A 19,497-nucleotide genomic window follows, 5' to 3' on the forward strand; every position below is an offset into this window, starting at 1 on the left:
CGGGCGCGCCATTGCGGCCTTTGGGCGCGCCCGAATCTCTTTGGCTGCTGCATGAGTGAAAACAATGCCTTGGCCATATCGCTGTTCAGCGAGCTTCTGACGGCGGATCAGTTGGTGCGCAACAGGCTCACGCGGGTGCTGCCGAACAAGATGGAGATTTCGCACTTTTCCGTTCTAAACCATCTGGCGCGCAGCGGGGCGGAACGCAGCCCCGCGCAACTGGCCCGCAGTTTTCACGTGACCCGTGGCGCCATGACCAACACATTGTCCAAGCTGGAAAATTCCGGCTATGTGCATATCCGCCCTGACTGGGATGATGCCAGGCGCAAGATGGTGTCGATCAGCCCGGCAGGAACGCAGGCGCGGGACGCGGCGCTGGATGCCATCACACCGCTGATCAATGAAATGGTGTCAGAACTGGGTGAGGCAAAGGTCCGCGCCGCCCTGCCGGTGCTGCGGGAATTGCGCACAAAGCTGGAAAACGACTTAACATCTGGACCGTCGCCGGGGGCGCTGCCCCCGTCCCCCTGACGGGAGACTCCCCCGGGATATTTTTTGGCAGATGAAACCCGGGCGCTGTTTCGGGCCTTTTCTCTTTTCAAACACGCGCAGTGGCGGCGTCAATGCAGAGCCTCGGATCAGGTCGGCTTGAGCGCGGCTGTGACGTAGTTCACGCTCAGATCCCGGGGCGAGATCTTCCAGCTCCAGGTGATGGGGCTGAACTGGAACCCCTTGCGATCAACGGGTTCGAGCCCGGCACGCGTCAGCAGATCAAAAAGCTCGTCCGGCGTGATGAACTTCGACCACTTATGTGTGCCTTTGGGCAGCCAGCGCATGACGTGTTCGGCCCCGACGATGGCCATGGCAAAGCTCTTGGCGTTCCGGTTGAGAGTGGAGCAGATGTGCAGCCCGCCGGGTTTCAGCAGCTCCTGACAGGCGGTGAGGTATCCCAGTGGATCGGCCACATGTTCGACCACCTCCATATTCAATACCACGTCAAAGCGCGCGCCCGTTGAGGCCAGATCTTCGGCGGTGGTGAAGAGGTAGTCGATTGTCAGGCCGGACTGGGCGGCATGGGCCTGTGCGACCGGAATGTTGCGTTCTGCCGCATCGACGCCAACCACGGTGGCACCAAGACGGGCCATGGGTTCGCACAGCAGGCCACCACCGCAGCCGATGTCGAGGATGTGCAGACCCGCAAAAGGCAGGGCCGCGGACAGGTCGCGGTCATATTCTGCGGCGATCTGGCGGGTGATATAATCCAGCCGACAGGGGTTCAGCATGTGCAGCGGTTTGAATTTTCCGTTCGGGTCCCACCATTCGGCAGCCATGGCGGTAAATTTGGCAATTTCTGACGGATCTACGGTGTTCGTGCTCATCTCTGAATTTTCCCATCCTTTTCCGGTGGCCTTTTGGGCGTTGGGTCCAATATATATCTCTCATGGATAAAGACTTGGGCCAAAAACGCGCAGTGCAGTACCTCTATCCCCCGATTGATCCGTTTGACCAGCGCATGATGGATGTGGGTGAGGGGCATACCGTCTATATGGAACAATGCGGCAAGCCGGATGGTATTCCCGTGATCGTGCTGCATGGCGGTCCCGGCGGCGGGTGCAGCCCGTCGATGCGGCGGTATTTTGATCCTGCGCTCTATCGCATCGTGCTATTCGATCAGCGCGGCTGTGGCCGCTCACGCCCGCACGCCAGCGTCACGGACAACACCACCTGGCATCTGGTCGGCGATATTGAAAAGATTCGCGCAGCGCTGGGTGTGGAGAAATTCATCGTCTTTGGCGGAAGCTGGGGGGCGACTCTTGCGCTGATCTACGCGCTCAGCCACCCGGACCACGTGCGCCAGCTGGTGTTGCGGGGGGTCTTTTTGATGACGCAAGCCGAGCTCGACTGGTTCTATGGCGGCGGCGCGGGGCTGTTTTGGCCAGAACCCTGGGCGCGGTTTGCCGATCTCATCCCCGAGGATGAGCGTCACGACATGATCGGCGCCTATCACAAGCGGCTGTTTTCCGGCGACTTGCAGACGGAAACAAAATACGCCCGCGCCTGGTCAGGCTGGGAAAATGCGCTGGCCAGCGTCTATTCCAGCGGTCAGGGCGGCGAGGCGCCGGGAGAGTATGCCCGGGCCTTTGCACGGCTTGAGAATCACTATTTCACCCATAGCGGATTTCTGGACAGTGACGGCTGGATCCTGAACAACATCGAGCGGATCGCGCAGATCCCCGGGGTCATCGTGCAGGGGCGCTATGACATGATCTGCCCTCCGGCGCGGGCCTGGAATCTGGCAAAGCTCTGGCCGAATGCCGACCTGCGGATGATCCGCAATGCCGGTCACGCCCTGTCCGAACCCGGGATCAGTGCAGAGCTTGTGCGGGTGATGGATCAGATCGCGCAGATAAAAAGCTGATTGTGGTCAAACATTTCGCGGTAAGGTTGAAATGTGAAAGATGTGTTTACACGACTGCGCTCCATTCGTTAACATTGCCACTCCCATAAAAAGCTGAACTGGCGCATCCTTGTCCATCGTTCTGAAAATCATAGTGCAGCGGCTGGGCCTTGGGGTTGTGACGCTCTTCGTTGTTTCAATCCTGATCTTCACCGCTGTGAACATGCTGCCGGGCGACTTTGCCCAGGCCATATTGGGTCAGGGTGCCACGCCAGAGGCCGTTGCCTCGATCCGGCGTGATCTCGGGCTCGATCAGCCACCCGTCCTGCGGTATTTCCACTGGCTGGCCGGCGCAATTCAGGGGGATCTGGGCAATTCCTTCGCTCAGGCGAACTTTGCCAGCTTCGTCGGATCAGACAGCGGCGGCAACAAGGCGTCGGTTGCCGCGCAGATCGCGCCACGCTTCTGGAACACCATGTTTCTTGCCGGGGTTACAGCGCTGATCGCCGTGCCGTTTTCGGTTCTGCTGGGCATTCTTGCCGCGCTCTACCGCAGTTCGGTCTTTGACAAGTTCACCAACATTTTCACCCTATCCTCGATCAGCAGCCCGGAATTCTTTCTGGCCTATATCCTGATTCTGTTCCTGGCCGTCCTGAATCCCTGGCTGCCAAGCCTGTCGAACATCTATCAGGGGATGGGCTTTGGCGAGCGGCTGGAGAAAACGCTACTGCCAGCGCTGACCCTGACGCTTGTGGTGACGGCGCATATGATGCGCATGACGCGAGCGGCGATTATCAATCTGCTGGCCAGCCCCTATATCGAAATGGCACGGCTCAAGGGCACCAGCCCGATGCGGGTCATCGTGCGCCACGCCCTGCCAAACGCTCTGGCGCCGATCATTAACGTGATCGCGCTGAACCTCGCCTATCTGATCACCGGCGTTGTCGTGGTCGAGGTGGTGTTCGTCTATCCGGGCATAGGGCAGCTCTTCGTCGATTCGGTCAAGATTCGGGATATCCCTGTTGTTCAGGCCTGCTGTCTGATCTTTGCCGCAGCCTATATCCTTCTCAACCTGACGGCGGACATCATGTCGATTCTCTCGAACCCCCGCCTGAGGCACCCGAAATGAATATTTGGGTAATTTTCCTGATCGTCTTCGTGGCCTGTTTTGTGGCGGGCTGGGTCTTCCGGTTTGCAGGTGAGAAAATCACCGAGGGCAAGCCGTTCTTTCGCGACATGTCGATGGGGGTCGCCTTTGGCTATGCTCTGGGTCTTGTGGTTCTGGTCTGGGTGGTCTGGTCCTATTACCTGTCCCGGACGTTGCCCGCACCCGAGGTCAACAAATACTTCTTCTTCCGCATGGCAATAGATGGTTTCATTCTGTTTTCCATAGCGGCCTGGCTGTTCCGTCTGCTGGGGCGCATCGTTGGGACGCAAGCCACGAAAAAACTGTTTCGGCAGATGCCGCTGACCGCAAGTTTTGGCCTGATGACGATCCTGATCTACGCCGTTCTGGCAATTTTTGCCGGGCTCTTGGCCCCCTACGGGCAGGAACAGATCATTCAGGGCGCGGCCGCCAACATTGCCCCCGGGGGTGACCCCGCTATGGGCGGTAATCCCGCCTTTCCACTGGGCACCGACCAGATCGGCCGCGATATCCTCAGCCGTCTGATCTATGGCGCGCAGAACACCGTGGGGATCGCCTTTGTGACGACCTGTCTTGCCTTTGTTCTGGGCGGCACGCTCGGCTTTCTTGCGGCGACTCTGGGCGGCTGGCTTGATCAGGTGCTCAGCCGCGCGATCGACGTGCTGATGGCGATCCCCTCGCTGATCTTTGCCTTGCTGCTGATGACCATCGCCAGCGCCTGGGCCGGCTCGCAGGGCGGAATGCTGACAGCCTACATGGTGATCATCATCGCGGTGATCGATTCGACCCGGGTGTTCCGTCTGGCACGGGCGGTCGGCGCGAACATCGTGGTGATGGATTATATCGAAGCGGCCAAGCTGCGCGGAGAGGGGCTGTTCTATCTGATCTTCCAAGAGATCCTGCCAAATGCCCTCTCCCCTCTGTTGGCTGAATTCGGCCTGCGCTTCTGCTTTGTCTTCCTGACAATCGCCTCGCTTTCCTTTCTTGGGGTGGGCATCCAGCCGCCTCTGGCGGACTGGGGCACGATGGTGCGGGATCTGGCACAGTTCATTAATTTCGCCGCCTTTGCCCCCCGCGTCGCCTCTGCACCGCTGCTCGCCGCAGGGGCGATTGCCTTGCTGACCGTCGCTGTGAACTTTGTCGTGGACTGGATGCTGCAAAGATCGTCGGGATTGAAGGAATGAGCCGTCTGCTGACCATGAAAAATGTCTGGATAGAGGGTCGCTCGGACGAGACGTGGACTCCGATCATCAACGGCATCGACCTGCATCTGGACAAGGGCGAGGTACTGGGCCTGATCGGCGAATCCGGGGCCGGCAAATCGACCATGGGTCTGGCGGCCATGGGATTCTGCCGCGATGGCGTGCGTATTTCAAAGGGGTCTGTGTATTTTGACGGGATCGACCTGCTCAAGGCCAGTGCCGCCAAAAAACGCTCCTTGCTGGGCAAGCGGATTGCCTATGTGGCGCAATCGGCTGCGGCCTCGTTCAACCCGGCGCACAGGATCATCGATCAGCACACCGAAGGCCCCGTGCAGCACAGCGTCATGTCCCGGGCGCAAAGCGAACAGGACGCGATCGAACTTTATGCAAAGCTGCGCCTGCCTGACCCCGAGCAGATCGGTTTTCGCTATCCGCATCAGGTGTCCGGCGGTCAGCTCCAGCGCGCTATGACAGCGATGGCAATGTCCTGCCGACCTGATCTGATCATCTTTGACGAACCCACAACCGCGCTGGATGTGACCACCCAGATCGAGGTGCTGGCCAGTATCCGGGACATTGTCGACCAGTTCGGCACGTCGGCGATCTACATCACGCATGATCTGGCGGTCGTCGCGCAGATGGCGGACCGTATCAAGGTGCTGCTGAAGGGCGATGAGGTTGAAACCAACGACACCCGCGCCATGCTGAGCCACCCCAAGGAGGAATACACCCGAAGCCTCTGGGCCGTGCGCCATTTCAAGCGGCCCGCGAAACCGGCAGTACACACTTCGGCGACCCCGGTGGTATCGGTGCAAGCCATCTCTGCAGGCTATGCAAAGGTCGACGTGCTGCACGAAGTCAGCTTTGACATTCACGAGGGGCGGACAGTTGCCGTGGTCGGTGAATCCGGATCGGGCAAATCCACTGTAGCGCGCTGCATCACCGGGCTTCTGCCCCCGCGCGAAGGTGTGATCGAATTCGACGGCATTGCCCTGCCGCTGGATTACCGCAAGCGCACCAAGGATCAGTTGCGTCAGGCGCAGATGATCTATCAGATGGCGGACACGGCGTTGAATCCGCAGAAGACCATTGGCGAAATCATCGGTCGACCGGTCGAATTCTATATGGGCCTCAAGGGGCGCGACAAACGCCGCCGGGTCGAGGAACTACTGGATGAGATCGAATTGCCAGCCGATCAGTATTTCGACCGTCTGCCATCTGAACTTTCCGGCGGACAGAAACAGCGCATCGGCATCGCCCGCGCGCTTGCGGCAGAACCCAGATTCATCATCTGCGATGAAGTGACATCAGCCCTCGATCAGCTTGTGGCCGAGGGGATTCTCAAGCTTCTGGCGCGGCTTCAGGACGAGCTTCATCTGAGTTACATGTTCATCACGCACGATCTGGCCACGGTGCGATCCATCGCGGACGAGGTGGTCGTGATGAAGGATGGCAAGGTGGTCGAACAGGGGTCCAAGACCGAAATGTTCAGCCCGCCGCATCATCCCTATACCGATCTGCTGCTCAGCTCGGTTCCCGAGATGGATCCGGACTGGCTGTCCAACCTGCTGGCCGAACGTGGCGTCGAAAATATCGGCGATGCAGCCGTGAAAAAAATGAAATAAGGTGACGCCCAGAACACCGGGTGCCACGATACTACTCAGGGAGACGATCAATGATTGGAATTAGCAGACGCGGATTGCTGAAATCCGGCGCAGCGGCGGGCGTGCTCGCGGCGACAGGCCTGCCTGTTTTTGCCCAGGCCAAGCGCGGCGGACGTCTCAAGGTCGGCCTCAACGGCGCCAACACTTCCGACAGCTGGGATGGTCGCACGCAATCGGATATCTTTATGATCTGCAGCTCACAGGGCGCTGTTTTTGATTCCCTGACCGAGGTTGCCGCTGACGGCTCGCTTGTGGGCGAGCTGGCCACCGATTGGGAAGCGACACCAGATGCCAAGACCTGGACCTTCAATCTGCGTCAGGGCGTGACCTTCCACAATGGCAAGGCTTTTGGCGCCGATGACGTCATCGAATCGCTGCAGCTGCACGTGGCCGAAGGGTCGAAATCGGCAGCACAGCCGATTGTTGCGTCGATCACCGAGATGAAGAAGATCACAGATCTGCAGGTGCAGTTCACGCTCAGGGACGGCAATGCCGACTTCCCCTACCTCATGTCCGATTATCACCTGCTGATGTATCCGGCAGGCCAGATCGAAGAGGCCATCGCCATCGGGATCGGCACCGGCCTTTACAAGGTCCAGAGCTTCGAGCCGGGCGTGCGCATGGTCGCCACCCGGGTGGACAGTCATTACAAGGACGGGGCCAGCGGCTGGTTTGACGAGATCGAATATATCGCGATCAACGACAACACCGCCCGGATGAACGCACTGATGACCGGTCAGGTCGATGCGATCAACCGCATCGATTTCAAGACCGAAGCCCTGCTCAAGGCCAATCCGATGATCCGCATTCAGGAAGTGACGGGTAACCAGCACTACACCTTTCCGATGCTGACGAATGTGGCACCGTTCAACGATGTGAACGTCCGCAAGGCGCTGAAATACGGCATCAACCGGCAAGAGATGGTGGACAAGATCCTCCAGGGTCATGGCCGGGTCGGCAATGACACCCCCATCGGCCCCGCAAACCAGTATTTTGCCGGCGATATGGAGCAGCTGGCCTTTGATCCTGACAAGGCGAAGTTCCACTTGAAAGAGGCCGGTCTCGATTCGATCAACATTGATCTCTCGGCGTCCAACGCGGCGTTCGAAGGGGCAGTGGATGCAGCGCAGCTGTTCCAGGCCTCGTCCAAAGGCGCTGGCATCAACATCAACCTCGTGCAAGAACCGGCGGACGGCTACTGGTCGAACGTCTGGCTTAAAAAGCCGTTCTGCGCCTCTTACTGGTCAGGTCGCGCGACAGAGGACTGGATGTTCTCCTCGGCCTACAAGGAAGGGGTGCCGTGGAACGACAGCCAATGGGGCAGCGACGACAGCGCGCGGTTCCAGGACCTGCTGCTGACCGCACGGGCCGAACTTGACAGTGCCAAACGGCGCGACATGTACCACGAAATGCAGATGATCCTGCGCGACGAGGGCGGTGTTCTGGTCCCGATGTTCGCCAACTATGTTGATGCGATCAACAATAAGATCGCGACGCCGGACACGGTGGGCAACCTGTGGCAGATGGACAATGCCCGCGTGGCCGAACGCTGGCATATGGCCTGAAGCCCCTCTTCCTAAACGCAAAAGCCCCGCCATCTGGTGGGGCTTTTTGTTTCAGCAACAGCGCCTTGCAGCGTCACAGCAGCCGGTCGTAATCGTTGACCAGCAGATGCACGGGGTCTTCGTCTTCCTCGATATTCGAGAAACGGCCAATCGCCATCTCGAAGATATTGTCGAGCAGATCGTCATTCACCGTCGAAACCTCGACAATCAGCACATCGCCACCTTCGCCCCAGAACGCATGCCAGTCCCCGGGCATAAGCGTCACCGATTCACCCGGATCCAGCTTCAGCAACCCGCCGGCCTGCACGCTGCGCGCGATACCATCCACCATGACCGTCACGTCTGCGTCGCGGTCGATGCCGCCATCGGGGTTTGACGCGAACAACTCCATCACCAGTCTTCCGCCGCCACGGTTGATGATGTCCTCGGCCTTTAGGTCATGGCGGTGCATCGGACTGAGCTGCTGATCGCGCGAAATCATGATCTTTTCGGCATAGAGCATGCCGCGCCCTTGGCTCAGATCACTCAGTCGTCCGTTGCGGGTGGTGAAAAGGAAAAGCCCCATCTCGTCGAACTTTTCGGCGCCATAGTCGGTGATATCCCAGCCCATGCGCCGCGCCTTGATCTGGCTGTGATCCGCCGCGCGCAGGGCGTCGGGCGCCCAATAGGCAAAGGGCGGCAGGATGACCCCGTGCGAGCGGATGAAGGCATCGCCCTCGCGCAGGATTTCATTGATACGGGACCGTTTCATCGGGGGCCTCAGGCTGCTGTTTGCGCAATTCTATCCGCGCACGGGCTTTGCGGCCAGCGTCGCTGTGCGCATTTTTAAGACAAGAGGATGGGAAGGGCCCCGCCCGTCTTCTCATTTCAAATACGCCGGGAAGCGCGAGGGGCAGCACCCCTCGCCTTGATCCGGTTCAGAGTACGTACCGGCTGAGATCGGTGGAGCGGCTGAGATCGCCGAGGTGTTTCTCGACAAAGGCTGCATCGACGGTGACCTGTTCGCCGGCCTTGTCGGGCGCGTTGAAGGACAGTTCTTCGAACACCCGCTCCATGACGGTGTAGAGCCGACGGGCCCCGATGTTCTCGACAGCGGTATTCACCTCTGCCGCGATCCGGGCCAGTGCGGCAATGCCATCCTCTGTAAAGGACACGCTCACCTCTTCGGTCGCCATGAGGGCGGTATACTGGCGCGTCAGGGCATTGTCCGTTTCCGTCAGGATGCGGACAAAGTCACCCTCGGTCAGTGGGCGCAGATTGACGCGGATCGGCAGCCGACCCTGCAGTTCGGGCAAGAGGTCCGATGGCTTGGCGATGTGAAAGGCGCCGGAGGCAATGAACAGGATATGATCGGTTTTCACCGGCCCATGCTTGGTCGACACGGTGGTGCCTTCAATCAGGGGCAACAGGTCGCGCTGAACGCCTTCGCGGCTGACATCGGCGCCACGGGCATCAGAGCGGGCGCAGACCTTGTCAATCTCGTCCAGAAAGACGATGCCGTTCTGCTCGACCGCTTCCAGCGCGGCGGTCTTGACCGCCTCGTCGTCCAGCAGCTTGTCCGCCTCTTCCGAAATCAGCATCTCATAGCTTTGCGCGACGCTCAGGCGCTTGCGAGTAGTGCGCTGGCCAAAAGCCTTGCCAAAGATATCGCCCAGATTCATCATGTTTCCGCCGGGCTGGCCGGGGATGTCCACCTGTGGAAACGGGTTCGAGTTTTCGGCAACGTCCAGATCGATCATCGTGTCGTCCAGCTCGCCGGCCTTGAGCTTCTTGCGGAACATGTCGCGCGTGCCGCTGCGGGCATCCTCACCGGCGATCGCCGCGATCACGCGATCCTCTGCCGCCTGATGGGCAGCGGCCTTGACGCCCTCGCGCATGCTCTCGCGGGTCAGGGCGATCGAGGCATCGACCAGATCGCGGATGATCTGTTCCACGTCACGGCCGACATAGCCAACTTCGGTGAACTTTGTTGCCTCGACCTTGATGAACGGCGCACGGGCAAGCTTGGCCAGGCGGCGGGAAATTTCGGTTTTGCCGACGCCGGTGGGTCCGATCATCAGGATGTTCTTCGGATAGACTTCGTCGCGCAGATCATCCGAGAGATGTTTGCGCCGCCAGCGGCTGCGCAGGGCGACGGCGACGGCACGCTTTGCGTCGGACTGACCGATGATGAACCGGTCGAGTTCCGAGACGATTTCGCGCGGGGTTAGGTCTGTCATGAGGGAGTCCTTTCGCGACAGGCGGTTCGGTTCAAATTTCTTTTAAAGAAATTTCGACAAAAGTTTCGGTGAAACTTTTCAACCGCTGATGCTTTCCACTGTCAGGTTGCCATTGGTGTAGACGCAGATATCCGAGGCGATGGACATAGCGCGGCGCGCGATCGCTTCGGCGTCCATGTCGCTGTCCATCAGGGCGCGGGCGGCGGCCAGGGCGTAGTTGCCGCCCGATCCGATGGCGGTCACGTCATGTTCGGGCTCCAGCACATCGCCTGCGCCGGTGATCACCAGAAGGTCGGTGCCGTCGGTGACGATCAGCATCGCCTCAAGTTTTTGCAGGTATTTGTCGGTGCGCCAGTCTTTGGCCAGTTCGACGCTGGCGCGCTGCAGCTGGCCCGGGGTCGCTTCGAGTTTTGCTTCAAGCCGCTCCAGCAGGGTAAAGGCATCTGCCGTAGATCCGGCAAAGCCGCAGACCACGTCATAGCCGCCCGGGGACAGCCGACGCACCTTGCGCGCGGTGCCTTTGATCACTGTCTGGCCAAGGCTCACCTGGCCGTCTCCGGCCACCACTACGCGTCCGCCTTTGCGCACACCGATGATGGTGGTGCCGTGCCATCCGGGGAAATCATTCTCTGCCATTCTACGTCCTTTCGTGTCCTGTCGCATATGGGGGTGTGGCTTTCCCGGTGCAAGCGGATGTGTCGCGCTGCTCTGGGAGAGGTCTCGAGGTGGGGATTCAGAACTATATGTAAAATATAAACTTCTTTACGCTTTTGGCGTCACTTTAAACACCCTGAGTTGCGCGAAGTGTCGCCTCCTTCTGTCAGCCGGATCTCTTTGCGGCGCCGTCAGAAGAGGGGCTCCAACAAAAAACGGCCCCGCAAAGCGGAGCCGTTTTCGAGGTGAGCCGGGATCTGAGTGGATCAGATGGACTCGTCGATCCAGCTTTTCAGCGCGGCCTTGGGGGCCGCGCCAGCCCGGTTCGAAATCACCTGACCGTCTTTGAAGATGAACAGCGCGGGGATCCCGCGTACGCCCATCGCAGCGGCGGTGTTCGGATTGGAATCGACATCGACTTTGGCGATCATGATCTTGTCGCCATACTCGGTGGCCAGATCTTCCAGCGCCGGGCCGATCTGTTTGCACGGGCCGCACCATTCAGCCCAGAAATCGACCACGACAGGAACGTCTGAGCCTTTTACCAATTCATCAAAGGTGGCGTCGGTTACGGCAACAGTGGCCATGTGAGTGTCTCCTAACCATAGGGGGGTGTGACGTGTGTCCTTGGATGCAGAAGGTATGGACCCGTCCGGGGCACGTCAAGGTGTGCCCGCGTCTTCGAGAACTTGTGTTACAAGCGCGTGTGGCAACGGCATGTAGTGTGCGGTCCGGGTCCAGAGCAGCCCGACTTCGATCTGCCGGCCCGGATACAAAGCGCCCAGCATGGCGCCATAGGCCCCCATCTGCCGCAGCAGCCCCAAGGGACAGGATGCGGGATCGTCCGGTACGGTCCGGTTCGTCTTGAAATCCACCGCCGTCACCTTGTCGGGTGCGACAATCAGGCGGTCTATGATTCCGTGTAACCGGCCCAAGCACGGGAGGGCTGCACTCAGCGGCACTTCGGCCAGTGTGCCAGGGGCAAAGAACGGGGACAGCGCCGGGGTGTTCAGCAGGCTCACCGCCTCTTCTGCAAGGGCTGGGGCGTCCGGCCCCGCATCCGTATCAACCCATCGGGCGACCATCTCGGCACGCTCGGCTTCGGGCAGGGGGGCAAGGCGTTCCAGCAGCTTGTGCATCCGATCGCCGCGCGCCTTTGCCGTCTCTGTTTCATCGCCATCCACGCCTGCCAGCGCCTTGGCACCGCCCAGATCCGAAGGCGTGCGGACCTCGGGTACTGGCTCTGGCATGGGGGCTTTGTGCAAGAAATGTTCGGGCAGATCAGGGATCTGTTGCTGCTGCACCTCGGGTGTCGTCAGCACCAGATCGGACAAGTCCGTCACCCCGATCTGAACGCCCTCGCCAGCCCCCAGATCGCCGAAATCATAGCTGTGCGGCACCGCGCCCGACCGATCCATGCCCTGACGCACACGATCATACCAAGACTCACTGTTTTTTCCCAATTCGCCGGCTGCCGCCACGATCAGCCACTTTTCCGCCCGCGTCAGCGCCACGTAAAGCAACCTGTCCCGCTCCCAGGCCTGCGCCTCTTTCGCGGTCTCCTGCGCGGTGATCTGGGCTGGCGGCATCAACGCTGTGGATTGTTTCCACAGCACCGTGTCCTCTGCGCTCAGCAGCGCGTCGCGCAGGGCGGTCTGTGGCTGGGCGCAGTCGGGCAGGATCACGATGGGCGCCTCAAGCCCCTTGGCGCCATGCACCGTCATCACACGCACCCTGCCCCCGGCGCTGTCGGCGGCGCGCTTGATGGTCAGATCGTCGGTCTGCATCCAGGTCAGGAAGCCGGTCAATGACGGGATGGCGTTCTGTTCGAACGCCAGCGCTTGTTGGAGCAGGGCGTTGATGCCATCCTCTGCCTCGTCCCCCAGTCGGCCCAGCAGCAACTTGCGGCCCCGGTGCCGGGTCAGGATGCGTTCGATCAGATCGAAGGGGCGCAGGAAATCGGTCTGCGCCATCAGATCGCCCAAAACCTCCATCACCTGCGCAAAATCCTGTGAACGATCCCGCAGCGCCGCCCAGAGATAGCCCTTGCGCCCCTGTGCCAGACTGAAAAGCTGCTGTTCGCTTAAGCCGAACAGGGGCGAGCGCAGGGCAACCGCCAGCGACAGATCGTCTTCTGGCGTGGCAAGGAAAGAGAGCAGCGCGCCAAGGTCGCGCACGGCCAGCTCTGCCATGACCTTGAGCCGGTCTGCCCCCGCAATCGGCAGGTTTTCCTGTTTGCAGGCGCGGATGATCTCGGTGAACAGCCGCGACCTTCCCCGCACGAGGATCAGGAAATCGCCGGCATGGACAGGGCGCGCCTCATACGTACCGGAATGCCCGATCTCGATGGGGAGCGGTGTGCCTGCGTCGATGGTCTCGCGCATGAACCGGGCAATGCGTTGCGCCAGAATCACGGTGTGATGTCGCTGACCGACCTGATCGACCGGGCTGAACCACTCGCCGTCCTTGTCCTCTTCGGTCTTTGGCACATGCGGCCACAGATCGACCCGCCCCGGCATCTGATCCTTGAACGCCAGATGGCTTTGTGCTGCGGAAAACCCCGACGCTTCTGCACCGACAAAGGTGTTGTCGACCAGCCGGAGGATCGGCTCGGCGGATCGGAAACTGTAATCCAGCTGCAGACTGTTCAGTGGGGACGTGGTGCTGTCCAGCCGGGCGGCGAAATCGTCGCGCATCCGGTCGAATTCACGCGGATCAGCGCCCTGAAAGGAATAGATCGACTGTTTCTTGTCCCCAACGACAAAGATCGTGCGGTTCACATCCGCCCGCGCGCCATCGCCAGAGGTGAATTCCTGCGCCAGCCTTTCGATCACCTGCCACTGTGCCGGCGAGGTGTCCTGCGCCTCGTCCACCAGGATATGATCAATGCCGCCGTCCAGACGGTACAGCACCCATTGCGCCACCCGCGGATCAGAGAGCAGATTGCGCGCCTTGTCGATCAGATCGTCGAAATCTAGCCAGCCGCGCCGCTGCTTCTCCGCCGTATAGGCCGGCAAAAACGCCTGCGCAAAATGGTGCAGGGCAATGTCCCGTTCTGCCGCAAGTAGCCCCAGCCTTGTCGCCCTTGCGCTTTCGACCCTGCGCATCAGGTCTTCGAGGGCGGGCATCAGATGGGAAATGGATTTGGCCAGCCCCTTTGTGGGCAGGGAACCGATCTTGGCAGTGAACGGCTCCTTGGCGGTAGCTCCGGTCAGGAATGCCCCCTCAAGCGTCTCTAACGCGGCAAAGTCGGGTGCCGTGATTGTGGAGAGCTTGGCCGCCAGCTTCTGATCATTGGCACCGCTGCCCTTCAGGGGCGGGATCAGCGCCGCAAACAGCGCCATCTCGTCCCCCAGAAACACGTCTGCCAGAAGGCTGCCGACATCCGCATCCGGCCCCAGACCATAAAGCGCGCGGATTGCGGCATCCTCACGCGGCGGCAGAAAGGCGTCTGGCCGACGCACGATGTCGCGCAACAGCGCCTCGGGTTCGTCACTTGTCAGAAACTGTGCGAGCGCACCAACCAGAGGCGCCTCTGGCCCATCCGAAAATCGATCCAGAATATCGGTGCGCAGCAGATCTGCCGAACGATCCTCCATCTCCTTGAACTGCGGTGACACCTGCGCTTCCAGCGGAAACCGCCGCAACAGGGATGCACAGAACGAATGGATCGTCTGGATACGCAGCCCGCCGGGCGTCTCGATGGCGCGCGCAAACAGTGTGCGCGCCTTTTGCAGGAACGGACCGGGTACACCGGATTCGACCCCAAGCTGGCGCAATTCGTCGCGCAAAGCGTCATCCGGCAGCATCGCCCAGTTGCCCAAGCGGCGGAACAGACGGTTCTGCATCTCGGTCGCGGCGGCCTTGGTATAGGTCAGGCACAGGATATGTTCCGGCAGAACGTCGCTCAGCAACAGCCGCGCCACACGGTCGGTCAGGACCCGGGTCTTGCCCGATCCGGCGTTGGCGGAAAGCCAGGTGGACAGATCGGGGCTGGCGGCCAGAACTTGCCGTGCGCTTGCCTCGTCGCGGATCATTCCAGCACCTCCTTGACGGCTTTGGCCGAAACATCCCATTCGCCGAACCGGGCAAGCTGGTCGTAATCCGAAACATCCCCCTCTTTCAGCATGGCGCGCCTGGCGGTATAGCCCGTCTCAGGCTCGAAATACTGCCTGATCAGTGCCTCGAACTCTGCCCAGACCTGTGCCGCCGGGGTTTCGTCCAGCGGCGCGTCAACCTCGCCCGGTGTGGTGCCAAGCGCGATATAGCTCGCGCGGATTGTGTGGCGGGCACTCAGCCCCTCAAAGGCCTGATTTTCCACCATCGCGGCCTCAAGCAGAAGCTGCTTGTCAAAGAACCGCTGTTCGGATTTTCCCGGCGCATTACCTGTCTTGTAGTCATAGATATAGGCGTTGCCGTTGGCATCCAGATCAATCCGGTCCGCCTTCCCCACCAGCGCAAAGTTCATGCCCGCGAGCGGCGCACGGCCCTTGATTTCAATGCGCGACGGATGCGGCATGGCGCACGCCTGACGTTCTGTTTCGGACGCGACAAACCACTCGGCAATGCGCGCTACGCGGGATTGCCAAAGGTGGCGCATGGTCGGAAAGGGGATGTCGCGGGCGATGATCTGCCGGGTCAGCGCCATCAGGTGGTCGCGGGTCAGCTGCGCCGGATCTTTGATCACATCGTGCAGGAACTGCTCCATCACCTCATGCACCACGATCCCGCGCATCAGCGCATCGGGCGCCCGCTGCAGCGGGTTCAGCGGGAAAAGCTTCAGCACATGTTTGGCATAGATTGCATAGGGATCGCGGATCAGCCGCTTGATCTCTGTCACCGACAGCTGCGTCGGGCGGGTCGCAACGGGCGGCACGGGCGAGGGGCGGTGGGCCGGGTCCGCACGCTCCGGCGCTTCCATCACCCGGGCCAGCGCCAGCCAGTGATCGCCGCGCTTCTGCATCGCCATAAGGGCCTCGGGCCCGTTGCGTTCCGGCAATCCGCGCATCAGGTTCATCAATCGGTTGACCCAGCGCGACGGCACGGTTTCGGCATCATCGGATTTCATTGACCGGGTCAGCCAGACCTCGGGCGCGGCAACGGCCTGTTGAAAGTCATGTGATGACAGCCCGATGCGCCGTTCCGGCAATAACAGACCCGCATCGTGGCGCATCTTGCGGTTCAGCCAGGGATCTGGGCTGGGCACTTCGGGCCAGCTGCCCTCGTTCAATCCACCCAGGATCAGCAGATCGGCGCCCATCACCCGCGCCTCGATCGTGCCCCAGATGCGGATATGGGGATGCGGCGTGTCGGGATTGCGCACCTCGCCCCGCGACAGGATCGCGCCGAACAGATCGCCGTAATCGCGGGCATCCATCTCGCCGCCATGACCGGCCTCGCCCTGCAGATCCGCGACAATGGCCTGCACGGCACGCCCGGCATTTTCGGCCCAAAGCTCTGCGTGATCCTCGCTTTCGGAGCCTGCGGCAATCGCCTCGGCGCGCAGGATGTGGCGCTCCAGCCACTCGGACAGCGACAGATTTCCGATCTGTGGCGGCTGAACAAAGGTCGCCAAAATCCATTTGACCCAACCGGAGTTTTCGGTGACTTCCCCCCAGCCGTTCAGCACCTCGGGGGTGGGATAGGGGATGCCCTTGCGACGGATATAGAGCTCAAGATCACGGGTGCGCCGCAGGTGGTCGCTTCGTCCCGCACCGGTATGGCTCAGCGGATGTTTCAGCAATGTCAGCAAGGCCTCGGCGGTCAGATCCTGCTGAAACAGAGCAGAAACATGGCGCAGGAACCGGCCCGGTGGGGTCAGCTGCGGCGGAATGCCCGCACTGTCGTCCGGCAGGATGTCCCAGCGATCCAGCGCCGCCGTCACCTGACGCGACAGCATCCGGTCCGGCGTGATCAGCGCCGCCGTCTGCCCGTCCTCTGCCGCCTGCCGCAGGCGCAGCGCAATGGCCAGCGCCTCTTCTCTCGACGATTGCGCCTCGACCAAGGTCAGCTCTGCGGTGGCTATGTCCAGCAGCGGGAGTTCCGGACCCTCGGTCAGCCACTGGCTGGTCACCGGGGCGGGGCGCAGAGCGAGCGAGATCAGCCTGTTGCGCCCCTTGCTCGGCGGGGGGGTGTCGGCCCATGGCAGGACTTCGTCCGGGCTAAGGTCAAGTGCAGACAGCATCGCGGCAAAGCGGAACTGGGGATGATCCTCGCCGGTCAGGCTGTCGCTCAGCTGGTCCCAGACCGCGGCGGGCATGTCGAAATCATAGCCGGGCAGCACCACGGCGCCCTGTGGCAGACGGGCGGCGGCGTGGATCAGCTGCGCGGTGGTGCGCCGCGATCCGGTGGATCCGGCAATGATCACTGGATGGCTCGGCGGGCTGTTTTCCCACAGGCTCAGCGTCTGCTGCACTGCCATGCGCTGCAGCGCGCCGGAATCCGGCATATCTTCGGACAGGTCAAAATACCGCTGCACGATGCGCACAAAGGTCAGCGCGCGTTCCCAGTGTCCCGACTGATCCGTGACATCCAGCGCCTCGATTTTTTCGGGCGGGACGTCTTCGATCTGCATCTCGTCCATCAGCTGGGCAAGGCTGTCCGCCAGATCATACAGCGCGGCACGCGGGGCAAGGTCGGGCTGGCGGTCCAGAAGGGTCGACACCAGCTGCACCAGTTCAAGCCGTCGGCGCAGCGGCGGGACGGCTTTGGGCAGGATCAGCCCGGGATCGGTCAGATCGGTCAGCAGGCTGATGCGTGGCAGAAATCCGGCAGGCCCGGCATCAAAGATCTCGCGCAGGCGGCGGCGCATGCGGTGGGTGTTCACGATCAGCTCGACCCGGGCCATCGCCTCGGGCGGCTGGCCAGCCAGACGGTCGCGCAAGCCTACAACCAGCGCCTCTGGGAAATCGATGCCCGGGGCGAGGCCGAACAGCCGCGGCGTGGCAGAAGGTTCAAACATCGGCCAGCAGACCTTCGGCCAGCGCGAGTCCCTCGGGATGGCCGATGTCGCACCACGTGCCGGGATAGGTTATGCCGAACAGCCGCTCCTTGGCGTCCATCCGGTTCCATAACTGGTTGAGCGAAAAAGCAGATTCAGCAATATCGGCCAGCCCGTCGGTGCGCAGGATCTGCGCGCCGGTATAGACCATATCGCCGCCCCGGTGCAGCCGCCCCTGCTCGAGACTGAAATCGCCCGCCCCCTTGCGCCCCAACGCGCGGGGCAGCGGCACACACAGCAGCAGCGCATCCATCCGCTCAGCGTTCCACGCTGTGCTCAGCAGGGTCAGCGGATTTGGCCCCGACCAGATTGCATCGGTGTTCAGGGTAAATACCGGGCCACCCCCAAGCAGCGGCAAGGCAGCCCGCAACCCGCCCCCGGTGTCCAGAATTTCGGGACTTTCGTGCGAAATGACAACGTCCTTGTCTGCAAGATGCGTCGCCATCTGATCCGGCAGATAATGCGTGTTCACCACCCGGCGCAGCGGTCCGTGCTCCGTGGCAATATCCAGCGCATGATCAATCAGCGCACGCCCCGCGACAGGGATCAGCGGTTTTGGCCTGTTCTGCGTCAGCGCCCCCATTCGGGTGCCAAAGCCGGCGGCGAACAGCATTATTGCGTCGGGCATGAGGCTCTCAATCTGGCAAGGATCTCCGGGGTAGGGGGCGGCAGCACCGCATTCAGGATCGCGGCAACGGATGCCAGTGCCGGATGGGTCAGATCGGCCTGCAGATGGGCCCAGACGCGCGGCATCAGGGTCAGATACTGCGGTTTTCCCGCCCCAGCAAGGCGGGCGAACACCCCGAGGATGCGCAGATTGCGCTGGGCGCCCAGTACGGCAAGGGCGGCGCGGAAAGGCCCATCCGGCAACCCTCTCTGGCGGATGTAGTGATGGATCGCCGCGGCGGCGGTGTCGGGTGACACATCCCGGCGCGCGTCTGTCAGCAGAGAGGCAAGATCATAGGCGCAGTGTCCCTGCAGCGCATCCTGAAAATCCAGCAGCCCGACACGGGCAGGGCCGGTGCGATCCGGCAACCACAGCAGGTTTTCCGCATGAAAATCGCGCAGGATCATCACATCGGTGTCAGGGGCATCGGTGGCCAACGCCTCTTCGAAGGCGGCGATGCACCGGTCGCGGGCTTGTGGCGCGGCACTGCCCGTCGCGCGGACGAGGTAACAGTCAAAACCAAGGTCGCTCATTTGCGCCAGCCTTTGCGGCGTGGCCACGTCCAGCGCGGGCGGTGCATGGCGGTGCAGCGCCAGCAGCGCGTCGGTCGCAGCCAGATACAGCTGCCTTTCCTGCGTCGGGTCAGCCGCGGTCAGACGCGCAAACAGCCCGTCCCCCAGATCCTCGATCAGCAATAAACCGCGCGCGTGATCTTCGGCAAGGATCTGCGGCGCGCTCAGGCCAAGGCCGCTCAGATGCCGGGCAAGACGCGCAAAAAGCGCGGTGTCGCCATCGGGGTCCTGCATCAGGATCGCTCCGCCGCCCGCGCGCGCCACACGACTGTAGCGCCGCGCCGAGGCGTCCCCGGCCAGCGGCGTGAGCGTGGCATCGGACCAGCCGGCCCCGGCCAGAAAGGCGTCAGTCATGCGCAAACCTGCGCGCGGTTCGGCTGCGTCTGCCGCGTGATCAGTGGCACAGGGC

General features: G+C 61.6%; 15 protein-coding genes. 6 read left to right on the forward strand and 9 right to left on the reverse strand.

Features of this window, described 5'->3' with window-relative positions:
- The first annotated feature begins 51 nt into the window (after window positions 1-51).
- Entirely contained in the window at window positions 52-531 is a 480-nt protein-coding gene (locus tag P775_RS02015) for a MarR family winged helix-turn-helix transcriptional regulator (RefSeq protein WP_099909392.1), read from the forward strand.
- Between the two features lie 107 nt (window positions 532-638).
- Here P775_RS02015 and ubiG read toward each other — a convergent pair whose 3' ends face one another.
- On the reverse strand, window positions 639-1,379 hold the full coding sequence (ubiG, locus tag P775_RS02020; protein ID WP_099909393.1) for a bifunctional 2-polyprenyl-6-hydroxyphenol methylase/3-demethylubiquinol 3-O-methyltransferase UbiG: 741 nt from the start codon (window positions 1,377-1,379) through the stop codon (window positions 639-641).
- A gap of 62 nt (window positions 1,380-1,441) precedes the next feature.
- On the opposite strand from ubiG, the gene pip reads away from it, so the two are divergent.
- From pip to P775_RS02045, 5 genes are all read left to right on the forward strand, one after another.
- On the forward strand, window positions 1,442-2,419 hold the full coding sequence (pip, locus tag P775_RS02025) for a prolyl aminopeptidase (RefSeq protein ID WP_099909394.1): 978 nt from the start codon (window positions 1,442-1,444) through the stop codon (window positions 2,417-2,419).
- A 109-nt stretch (window positions 2,420-2,528) separates the two neighbouring features.
- Window positions 2,529-3,527: an ABC transporter permease gene (locus P775_RS02030; RefSeq protein ID WP_099909395.1), complete on the forward strand. Its 999-nt coding sequence runs from the start codon at window positions 2,529-2,531 to the stop codon at window positions 3,525-3,527.
- Window positions 3,524-4,729, forward strand: coding sequence for an ABC transporter permease (locus P775_RS02035; protein ID WP_099909396.1), 1,206 nt, complete (start codon window positions 3,524-3,526; stop codon window positions 4,727-4,729). The genes P775_RS02030 and P775_RS02035 overlap by 4 nt, the downstream gene beginning before the upstream one ends.
- Entirely contained in the window at window positions 4,726-6,372 is a 1,647-nt protein-coding gene (locus P775_RS02040) for an ABC transporter ATP-binding protein (RefSeq protein ID WP_099909397.1), read from the forward strand. Before P775_RS02035 ends, P775_RS02040 begins: the two co-directional genes overlap by 4 nt.
- A 50-nt stretch (window positions 6,373-6,422) precedes the next feature.
- Window positions 6,423-7,976, forward strand: coding sequence for an ABC transporter substrate-binding protein (locus P775_RS02045; protein ID WP_099909398.1), 1,554 nt, complete (start codon window positions 6,423-6,425; stop codon window positions 7,974-7,976).
- Between the two features lie 73 nt (window positions 7,977-8,049).
- On the opposite strand, the gene P775_RS02050 is transcribed toward P775_RS02045, so the two are convergent.
- From P775_RS02050 to P775_RS02085, 8 genes are all read right to left on the reverse strand, one after another.
- The gene (locus P775_RS02050; RefSeq protein ID WP_099909399.1) at window positions 8,050-8,727 is read right to left on the reverse strand and encodes a D-lyxose/D-mannose family sugar isomerase; all 678 of its coding nucleotides are present in this window, start codon (window positions 8,725-8,727) and stop codon (window positions 8,050-8,052) included.
- A 166-nt stretch (window positions 8,728-8,893) separates the two neighbouring features.
- The gene (gene hslU / locus P775_RS02055; RefSeq protein WP_099909400.1) at window positions 8,894-10,195 is read right to left on the reverse strand and encodes an ATP-dependent protease ATPase subunit HslU; all 1,302 of its coding nucleotides are present in this window, start codon (window positions 10,193-10,195) and stop codon (window positions 8,894-8,896) included.
- Between the two features lie 78 nt (window positions 10,196-10,273).
- A complete protein-coding gene (gene hslV / locus P775_RS02060) occupies window positions 10,274-10,831 on the reverse strand; it encodes an ATP-dependent protease subunit HslV (RefSeq protein ID WP_099909401.1) in 558 nt (185 codons plus the stop codon).
- Window positions 10,832-11,115: 284 nt separating this feature from the next.
- The gene (trxA, locus tag P775_RS02065; RefSeq protein ID WP_099909402.1) at window positions 11,116-11,436 is read right to left on the reverse strand and encodes a thioredoxin; all 321 of its coding nucleotides are present in this window, start codon (window positions 11,434-11,436) and stop codon (window positions 11,116-11,118) included.
- 75 nt (window positions 11,437-11,511) lie between these two features.
- Complete coding sequence (gene addA, locus P775_RS02070) at window positions 11,512-14,886, reverse strand: double-strand break repair helicase AddA (protein ID WP_099909403.1); 3,375 nt, start codon at window positions 14,884-14,886, stop codon at window positions 11,512-11,514.
- Entirely contained in the window at window positions 14,883-17,810 is a 2,928-nt protein-coding gene (gene addB / locus P775_RS02075; RefSeq protein WP_099909404.1) for a double-strand break repair protein AddB, read from the reverse strand. The genes addA and addB overlap by 4 nt, the downstream gene beginning before the upstream one ends.
- Entirely contained in the window at window positions 17,803-18,477 is a 675-nt protein-coding gene (locus P775_RS02080; RefSeq protein ID WP_099909405.1) for a nucleotidyltransferase family protein, read from the reverse strand. The genes addB and P775_RS02080 overlap by 8 nt, the downstream gene beginning before the upstream one ends.
- Window positions 18,462-19,442 (reverse strand): aminoglycoside phosphotransferase family protein, encoded by a 981-nt coding sequence (locus P775_RS02085; protein WP_099909406.1) that lies wholly within the window; start codon window positions 19,440-19,442, stop codon window positions 18,462-18,464. Before P775_RS02085 ends, P775_RS02080 begins: the two co-directional genes overlap by 16 nt.
- Window positions 19,443-19,497 lie beyond the last annotated feature (55 nt).

This window comes from Puniceibacterium antarcticum (genome assembly GCF_002760615.1).
GTDB lineage: Bacteria > Pseudomonadota > Alphaproteobacteria > Rhodobacterales > Rhodobacteraceae > Puniceibacterium > Puniceibacterium antarcticum.

Coding starts and splice junctions, on each gene's coding strand:
- trxA (WP_099909402.1), bottom strand. CDS start 11,436: ATGGCCACTGTTGCCGTAACCGACGCCACCTTTGATGAATTGGTAAAA.
- addA (WP_099909403.1), bottom strand. CDS start 14,886: ATGATCCGCGACGAGGCAAGCGCACGGCAAGTTCTGGCCGCCAGCCCC.
- ubiG (WP_099909393.1), bottom strand. CDS start 1,379: ATGAGCACGAACACCGTAGATCCGTCAGAAATTGCCAAATTTACCGCC.
- hslU (WP_099909400.1), bottom strand. CDS start 10,195: ATGACAGACCTAACCCCGCGCGAAATCGTCTCGGAACTCGACCGGTTC.
- P775_RS02080 (WP_099909405.1), bottom strand. CDS start 18,477: ATGCCCGACGCAATAATGCTGTTCGCCGCCGGCTTTGGCACCCGAATG.
- P775_RS02040 (WP_099909397.1), top strand. CDS start 4,726: ATGAGCCGTCTGCTGACCATGAAAAATGTCTGGATAGAGGGTCGCTCG.
- hslV (WP_099909401.1), bottom strand. CDS start 10,831: ATGGCAGAGAATGATTTCCCCGGATGGCACGGCACCACCATCATCGGT.
- P775_RS02035 (WP_099909396.1), top strand. CDS start 3,524: ATGAATATTTGGGTAATTTTCCTGATCGTCTTCGTGGCCTGTTTTGTG.
- addB (WP_099909404.1), bottom strand. CDS start 17,810: ATGTTTGAACCTTCTGCCACGCCGCGGCTGTTCGGCCTCGCCCCGGGC.
- P775_RS02085 (WP_099909406.1), bottom strand. CDS start 19,442: ATGACTGACGCCTTTCTGGCCGGGGCCGGCTGGTCCGATGCCACGCTC.
- P775_RS02015 (WP_099909392.1), top strand. CDS start 52: ATGAGTGAAAACAATGCCTTGGCCATATCGCTGTTCAGCGAGCTTCTG.
- P775_RS02045 (WP_099909398.1), top strand. CDS start 6,423: ATGATTGGAATTAGCAGACGCGGATTGCTGAAATCCGGCGCAGCGGCG.
- P775_RS02050 (WP_099909399.1), bottom strand. CDS start 8,727: ATGAAACGGTCCCGTATCAATGAAATCCTGCGCGAGGGCGATGCCTTC.
- pip (WP_099909394.1), top strand. CDS start 1,442: ATGGATAAAGACTTGGGCCAAAAACGCGCAGTGCAGTACCTCTATCCC.